7 protein-coding genes are annotated in these 7,327 nt (G+C 63.2%); 2 read left to right on the top strand and 5 right to left on the bottom strand.

Annotated elements, in window-relative coordinates:
- Positions 1 to 5: 5 nt before the first annotated feature.
- The 4 genes from phrB to A0O30_RS03790 all read right to left on the bottom strand — a co-directional run bounded on the left by phrB (position 6) and on the right by A0O30_RS03790 (position 4,368).
- Positions 6 to 1,433, bottom strand: coding sequence for a deoxyribodipyrimidine photo-lyase (gene phrB / locus A0O30_RS03775; protein WP_105945627.1), 1,428 nt, complete (start codon positions 1,431 to 1,433; stop codon positions 6 to 8).
- Positions 1,424 to 2,323: a MerR family transcriptional regulator gene (locus A0O30_RS03780; protein ID WP_105945628.1), complete on the bottom strand. Its 900-nt coding sequence runs from the start codon at positions 2,321 to 2,323 to the stop codon at positions 1,424 to 1,426. Before A0O30_RS03780 ends, phrB begins: the two co-directional genes overlap by 10 nt.
- Positions 2,313 to 3,281 carry a DUF523 and DUF1722 domain-containing protein gene (locus A0O30_RS03785; protein WP_105945629.1) on the bottom strand — a complete coding sequence of 323 codons (969 nt, stop codon included), beginning with the start codon at positions 3,279 to 3,281 and terminating at the stop codon, positions 2,313 to 2,315. The genes A0O30_RS03780 and A0O30_RS03785 overlap by 11 nt, the downstream gene beginning before the upstream one ends.
- 100 nt (positions 3,282 to 3,381) lie before the next feature.
- Entirely contained in the window at positions 3,382 to 4,368 is a 987-nt protein-coding gene (locus A0O30_RS03790; protein WP_060500133.1) for an NAD(P)/FAD-dependent oxidoreductase, read from the bottom strand.
- A 187-nt stretch (positions 4,369 to 4,555) separates the two neighbouring features.
- On the opposite strand from A0O30_RS03790, the gene A0O30_RS03795 reads away from it, so the two are divergent.
- On the top strand, positions 4,556 to 5,461 hold the full coding sequence (locus tag A0O30_RS03795) for a TIGR01777 family oxidoreductase (protein ID WP_105945630.1): 906 nt from the start codon (positions 4,556 to 4,558) through the stop codon (positions 5,459 to 5,461).
- A gap of 13 nt (positions 5,462 to 5,474) precedes the next feature.
- Entirely contained in the window at positions 5,475 to 6,488 is a 1,014-nt protein-coding gene (hemH, locus tag A0O30_RS03800; protein ID WP_105945631.1) for a ferrochelatase, read from the top strand.
- A 70-nt stretch (positions 6,489 to 6,558) separates the two neighbouring features.
- Here the strand turns inward: hemH and A0O30_RS03805 are convergent.
- On the bottom strand, positions 6,559 to 7,327 hold a 769-nt coding region (locus A0O30_RS03805), incomplete at its 5' end, for a uracil-xanthine permease family protein (protein ID WP_305891556.1).

Here is a 7,327-nt window from a genome sequence, read left to right on the forward strand (position 1 = left end):
GCCCTCTAATTCTGCCGACGTGGTAGCCCCTTGAAGGCTTCCAGTGCACGCTGGCGACTGCTACTGAGATTCACCATTGGACAGTGATACAAATTATTATCAAAAAGATCCCTGAATTTCACGGGTTCATGGATGGTTTTATCGTCGAGGTCACGTAATTCCGGCAGCCAGTGCCGAATGAACCGCCCCTGCGGGTCGAAACGCTGCGACTGCGAAATCGGGTTGAAGATACGGAAGTAGGGCACTGCATCGGTGCCGGTAGACGCGCTCCACTGCCAGCCGCCGTTGTTCGCGGCCAGGTCACCGTCTATCAGGTGGCGCATGAAGTGGCGCTCGCCCTTGCGCCAGTCGATCAGCAGGTTCTTGCTGAGGAACATGGCCACCACCATGCGCAGGCGGTTATGCATCCACCCGGTGTGCAACAACTGGCGCATGGCGGCGTCGATGATCGGGAAACCGGTGCGGCCCTGTTCCCAGGCTTCCAGATCTGCCGGTGCATCGCGCCAAGGCAGCGCTTCGGTTTGCGCGCGGAAGGCGCGGTGGCGCGAGACCTGTGGGTAACCGGTCAGGATATGCTTGTAGAACTCGCGCCACAGCAGCTCGTTGATCCAGGTTTGCACGCCGGTGCTGCCGCTGTCGAACTCGCCCCGGTTGCTGGCCAGGGCACCGTGCAGGCACTGGCGCGGCGAGATCACCCCTGCGGCCAGGTAGGCCGAAAGCTGGCTGGTGCCGGGTTTGGCTGGCAGGTCACGCAGTTGCTGGTAGTCATCAATGGTTTCATCGAGAAAGCGAGACAATCGCCCCTGCGCTTCGGCTTCACCCGCCGGCCAATGTGCTTGCAGGGCACGCTCGGGCTTTTCAAAACCCTCCACATGCTGCGGAATCGGGTCGCTCTGGATCTGCAGGGGCGCTTGCTGTTTAACCCGGTGAGCCATGGCTGGCAGGCTACGGTGCAGGTGCTCCAGACAGGTTTTTTTGAACTGGCTGAAAACCTGGAAGTAATCACCGCTGCGAGTGAGGACTGTGCCTGGGCGGAAGAACAGCTGGTCGAGGTGGCTGTGTGCCTGAATGCCCGACTTCTCCAGCAGGGCTCGGGTGGCATCGTCACGGCGCTGTTCGTTGATGCCGTACTCTTCATTCCAGTGAACGCTTGCCACCTGGTGCTGGCGGCATACCTCAAGCACGGCCTGTGGTGCCTGGTCCCAGGTGTCGATGCTGCGGATCAGCAGGGGAATATTCAGGCCTTCCAGCGACTGGCGCACGTCGCGCAGGTTGCGTAGCCAGAAGTCGACTTTGCAGGCGGCGTCGTCGTGGGCCAGCCACTGACCGGGGCTGACCAGCCACAGGGCGATGGTCGGGCCGCGTTCACTGGCGGCGCTGAGCGCAGTGTTGTCATCGATGCGCAGGTCACTGCGCAGCCAGGTCAAATGCATGGGGCAGGCGTCTCTTCAGGCTGGCGGTCATGGGCTTGAAGCAAGCGCAATGCCGCCTGAGGGGTGTCGAACAGGGCGAGGTCTGGCAGCTCGAGGGCACGCAGCTGCGCTTCATGTAGTACCACCGTCGCACCACCGGCCAAGGTTTTCACGGGCAGGTTGTGCAGGGCGCGTTGCAGTGCCTTGCCATCAAAGCGTGGCCCCAGGTGCAGAAGCACGGCACGCGGGGCAAGCGTGCTTACGGCACGTTGCAGGTGTGGGCCGGTGACCGGGTGCTCCAGCACCTCTACCGGGAAACCGTTGCTGGTGAGCAACCAGGCGCATAGCCATAAACCGGGGCTGAAAGCACGTTCACCGTCTTCCACCAGCAATACGCCCGGGCCCTGCAGCAACTGGTTGTCGTGGTACACGCGGGCGCCGAGCTTGCTGCGTAACCAGCTGTGAAAAAACACCTGCTCCAGTTGCGCGTTGAAGTAATTGCGCCAGCGCAGGTCGAGCAGGTCGAGCAGTGGCAGTAGCAATTGTTCGCACAGGGTAACGGCAGGGTACAGCGCCATTGCCTGGTTGAGCTGGTGGTCAAGGGCGCGCTGTGACAGGTTGGCGATAGCCTCGATCAGCTGGAGCTGCCGGGCCTGCCAGTCGCCTTTGGGCGCAGTGCTGGAGGGTTTGTCGAGCAGCTCGCGCACCTGCCCGACCGAGGCCCCCCGCTGCAGCCAGGCAAGGATGGCCTCGACCCGTTCGACCTGTTCCAGCGGGTACAGGCGGTGCCCTTTTGCGGTGCGCTGTGGCTTGAGCAGGCCATATCGGCGCTCCCAGGCGCGCAGGGTGACCGGGTTGACGCCGGTGCGGCGGGCCAGCTCACCGATGGGCAACAAGGTTTCAGACGGCATTGCGCAGGCCCAGGTTTTCGGGGTGCGGCTGCAGGTACGCTTGCTGCTGCAGGTAGGGGTCGGGATGGTTGCGTAAATGGTGCTTGAGCAGGGTCAGTGGCACCACCAGCGGTACCACGCCTTTTTGATACTGGCCGATGACCGTCTGCAGTTCGGCTTTGTCCTGTTGCGTCAGGCTGTCCTTGAAATAGCCGCAGAGATGCTGCAGCACATTGCTGTGGGTTCCGCGGCTGGCGCAGCGACGCAGGGCCTGCATCAGTTGGCTGAAGTAGCGCGGGCCGATGCTTTGCGGGTCGTCATCGCGGCTCATGCTACCCAGCAGGCGCCCGAGGGTGCGGTAGGCCTGGGGGTTGTTGGCCATCACCAGGTATTTGTAACGCGAATGGAAGCGCACCAGCGCGCCACGGCTAAGGCCCTCGGCCAGCAGGCGCTGCCAGTCAGCGTAGGCATACACGCGGCTGATGAAGTTCTCTCGCAGCACGGCGTCGTGCAGGCGGCCTTCTTCTTCCACGGGTAGGTCCGGGCGTTTCACACAGAACGCTTGCGCATAGACGCCGCGTCCCCCCTGGAAGGCCGGGTGGCCGTTGTCCTGATAGACCTTGACCCGTTCCAGCCCGCAAGACGGTGATTTCTGCATGAAGATGTAGCCGCAAATGTCGTCGAGCTCGTCGGCCATTTGTTCGCCATACGTGCGCAGCGGGCCGGTCAGGTCCATGCCGGGGTTACGGGTGCCGACCACTTCGGGATGTTCGGGGTTGCCTACCAGGCGGATAGGGTCACGCGGGACGCCAAGGCCGATTGCCACTTCCGGGCACACCGGCTGCCAGTCGAAATGTTGTTCCAGTTGCGTCAGGCACAGGTCGGAGGCCTTGTGGCCGCCGTTATAGCGCACGCTTTGACCCGTCAGGCAGGCGCTGATGGCGATACGCGGCTTGCTGTGGGCGGAAGGGTCGTGCATGGCTGCCTCCGGTAAACCTGTACATGACAAAAAACTTGTACAGGTTTATTCCAGCACAGCACTGAAGTTATGCAAACCATTATTTTTGTATAGCGCTACATCATTCCAGGTGTTCGAGCAGTCGCCGTGCCGCTTCCTGGCCGCTGAGCCAGGCGCCCTCGACGCGCCCGGAAAGGCACCAGTCGCCGCATGCGTACAAGCCCTGGTCGGCATCGGCCAGTGCGCCCCATTCGTGGTTGCTGCTGGGGCGTGCATAGAGCCAGCGGTGGGCCAGGGCGAAGGTAGGTGCGGGCACCACGCAGCCGACCAGCTCGGCGAACTCGCCCCACAGCTGTTCGATCACTTCTTCCTTGGGCAGGTCGATGTGTTGCCGGCTCCAGTCAGACGTGGCGTGCAGCACCCAGGTGTCGAGTTGCTCGTCACGGCCGGGTTTGCTGCGGTTGCGGGCCAGCCAGTCAAGCGGGTTGTCTTGCACGAAACAGCCTTGCATCGGCGTATCCAGCGGCGCCTGGAAGGCGAGGGCGACGGCCCAGGTGGGCTCCATCTGCACGCCAGCGGCCACGGCAGCCAGTTTTGGGGTGGCAGCCAGCAGCGGCGTAGCCTGTGGTGCCGGTACTGCGATCACCACGCGGCTGTAGGGGCCATGGCTGCAGCCTTCGGTGTCCTGCAGGTGCCAGTACTGTTTGCCGCGGAACACCTCGGCGATGCGGCAGCCGAAGTTCACCGTCACATCCTTGAGCAAGCCACGGGTGATGGCACTCATGCGGGGCACGCCTACCCAGCGCGTCTGCTCGTCGGGAGAGGGGGTGAGTTCGCCGTCACGGTAGTTGTACAGCTGCGGCTTCCACTGCTCGGCCCAGCCAGCGGCGACCCACTGTTGTACCTGCTCGACGAAACGCCGGTCACGGGCAGTGAAATACTGCGCGCCGAGGTCGAGCGCGCCAGCTTCGCTGCGCTTGCTGGCCATGCGACCGCCACTGCCGTGGCCTTTGTCGAACAAATGCACGGATTGCCCCGCCTTCTGCAAGGCCTGGGCAGCTGACAAGCCGGCGATACCGGCCCCGATGATGGCGATAGGTACTGTCATGATGGCCTCTTCAAACCTTGCTGTAAGCAGACTACGCTGTCAGGCAAACCTGTACAATCCAGAATTTCTGTATAAGGTTATTCCGCTTTGGCGGGCAGGTTGGCCTATGTTTATCCGAGAGCGTCGGGTCAAAAAAGTGCCTTGATGTTAAAAATAGACCACCGCCGCATTCTGCGAGGACACAGCCATGCATATATTGCTGACAGGCGGCACCGGGTTGATAGGCAGGCACCTCTGCCAGCACTGGCTTGGCCAAGGCCATCGCCTGACGGTGTGGAGCCGGCGACCTGAGCAAGTGCCGAAAATGTGTGGCAGTGGTGTGCGTGGCATTGCCCGCCTGGAGCAACTGGAAGCGGACGATCACCTGGATGCGGTGGTCAACCTGGCCGGCGCGCCGATTGCCGACCGGCCTTGGACGGCAGCCCGGCGTAACCTGCTGTGGGCCAGCCGCGTTACCCTGACCGAGCAGTTGCTGAGCTGGCTGGGTACCCGCGAGCAGCGACCAGACGTGCTGATCTCCGGCTCTGCGGTCGGTTGGTACGGTGATGGTGGTGAGCGCGAGCTGACCGAGGCATCACCGCCGGTGCGCGAAGATTTTGCCAGCCAGTTGTGTATTGCCTGGGAGGAAACGGCCCTGCGTTCCCAGGCACAGGGCATCCGCGTGGTGCTGGTGCGAACCGGGCTGGTGCTGGCCAGCGATGGCGGCTTTTTGTCGCGGCTGCGCGTGCCCTTCAAGCTAGGGCTGGGCGGGCCTTTGGGCGATGGTCGGCAGTGGATGCCGTGGGTCCATATAGACGACCAGGTCGCCCTGATTGATTTTCTCTTGCAGCACAAGGATGCCAGCGGTCCTTATAATGCCTGCGCCCCGGAGCCGGTGCGCAACCGCGAGTTCGCCAGGCGTCTGGGGCGCACCCTGCATCGGCCGGCGTTGCTGCCGGTGCCGGCACTGCTGCTCAAGGCTGGACTGGGCGAGCTGTCGACCTTGCTGCTGGGTGGCCAGCGGGCACGCCCGGTACGCTTGTTGGCGGCTGGCTTCACCTTCCGCTTCAACGATCTGCAATCGGCCCTGGACAACTTGTCCAGCCGCCTCTGACATAGGACGCTGCATGACCGATCACGCCCTGCTGCTGGTCAACCTGGGTTCCCCGGCCTCCACATCGGTGGCCGATGTACGCCGTTACCTCAACCAGTTCCTCATGGACCCGTACGTGATCGACCTGCCCTGGCCGGTGCGGCGGCTGCTGGTGTCGCTGATCCTGGTCAAGCGCCCGGAGCAGTCGGCACATGCCTATGGCTCGATCTGGTGGGAGGAGGGTTCGCCGCTGGTGGTGCTGACCCGTCGTCTGCAGGCCGCCATGGTCGAACACTGGCCCCACGGCCCGGTGGAAATTGCCATGCGCTATGGCCAGCCGGCCCTGCCTGACGTGCTGGAGCGCCTGGCGGCCCAGGGTGTACGCAAGGTGACCTTGGCACCGCTTTATCCACAGTTCGCCGACAGCACGGTGACCACTGTGGTCGAGCTGGCCAGGCAGACGGTCAACGAGCGTCAGTTGCCGTTGCAGATGCGTGTGCTGCAACCGTTCTACGAGCATCCGGACTACATCGAGGCGCTGGCCGCCAGCGCGCGGCCGTACCTGGAGCAGGATTACGACCACCTGTTGCTGAGCTTCCACGGCTTGCCGGAGCGGCACCTGAAGAAGCTGGACCCGACCGGCAAACACGATTTCCAGGCAGCCGACTGCTGCAAGGATGCCAGCGCCGAGATGCGTGCGGTGTGCTACCGCGGGCAGTGCCTGGCCACGGCCAAGGCCTTTGCGCAGAAGATGGGCATACCGGATGGCAAGTGGTCGGTGTCGTTCCAGTCGCGGCTGGGGCGGGCCAAGTGGATCGAGCCCTATACCGAAGCGCGGCTGGATGAGCTGGGCAAGGCAGGGGTGAAGAAGTTGTTGGTGATGTGCCCGGCATTCGTGGCCGATTGCATCGAGACGCTGGAAGAGATCGGCATGCGTGGCAGCGAACAGTTTGTCGAGGCCGGCGGGCGGGAGCTGGTGCTGGTGCCGTGCCTGAATGATCACCCCGAGTGGGTGAGGGTGTTGGCGCAGATGTGCGAAAAGGCCTGATTTGATGGTTGCCTGAACCGGCCTCTTCGCGGGTTTGCCCGCGAAGAGGCCGGTTCAGGTTAAAGCTGGATCAAGGCAACTGATCATCCAGCTTCTTGTGCTTCCAGCCATCATTGCCCGGCAAGATCAGGTTCAGGGCAATCGCCACGATGGCGCACAGGGCGATGCCTTTCAGGCCCCAGTCATCCGGGCCGTCACCGCTGCCGATCAGCACGCCGCCGATACCGAACACCAAGGTGACCGACACGATCACCAGGTTGCGCGCTTCGGCCAGGTCGATCTTGTGGCGGATCATGGTGTTCATGCCCACTGCCGCGATCGAGCCGAACAGCAGGCACAGAATGCCGCCCATCACCGGCACCGGGATGCTCTGCAGCAGCGCGCCGAACTTGCCGATAAATGCCAGGGTGATGGCGAAGACCGCCGCCCAGGTCATGATCTTCGGGTTGTAGTTCTTGGTCAGCATCACCGCGCCAGTCACTTCGGCGTAGGTGGTGTTGGGCGGGCCACCGAACAGGCCGGCTGCCGTGGTGGCCAGGCCGTCACCCAGTAATGTGCGGTGCAGGCCAGGCTTTTTCAGGTAGTCACGGCCGGTCACGCTGCCCACTGCGATCACCCCGCCAATGTGCTCGATCGCCGGAGCCAGGGCTACCGGAACGATGAACAGGATGGCCTGCCAGTTGAACGCCGGTGCGGTGAAGTTGGGAATCTCCAGCCACGGCGCAGCAGCGATCTTGGTAGTATCGACCACGCCAAAGGCGAACGACAGGGCAAAGCCTACCAGCACGCCTGCAATGATCGGCACCAGGCGGAAGATGCCTTTACCGAACACGGCGACG

The organism is Pseudomonas sp. LLC-1, from assembly GCF_002992185.1.
GTDB lineage: Bacteria > Pseudomonadota > Gammaproteobacteria > Pseudomonadales > Pseudomonadaceae > Aquipseudomonas > Aquipseudomonas monteilii.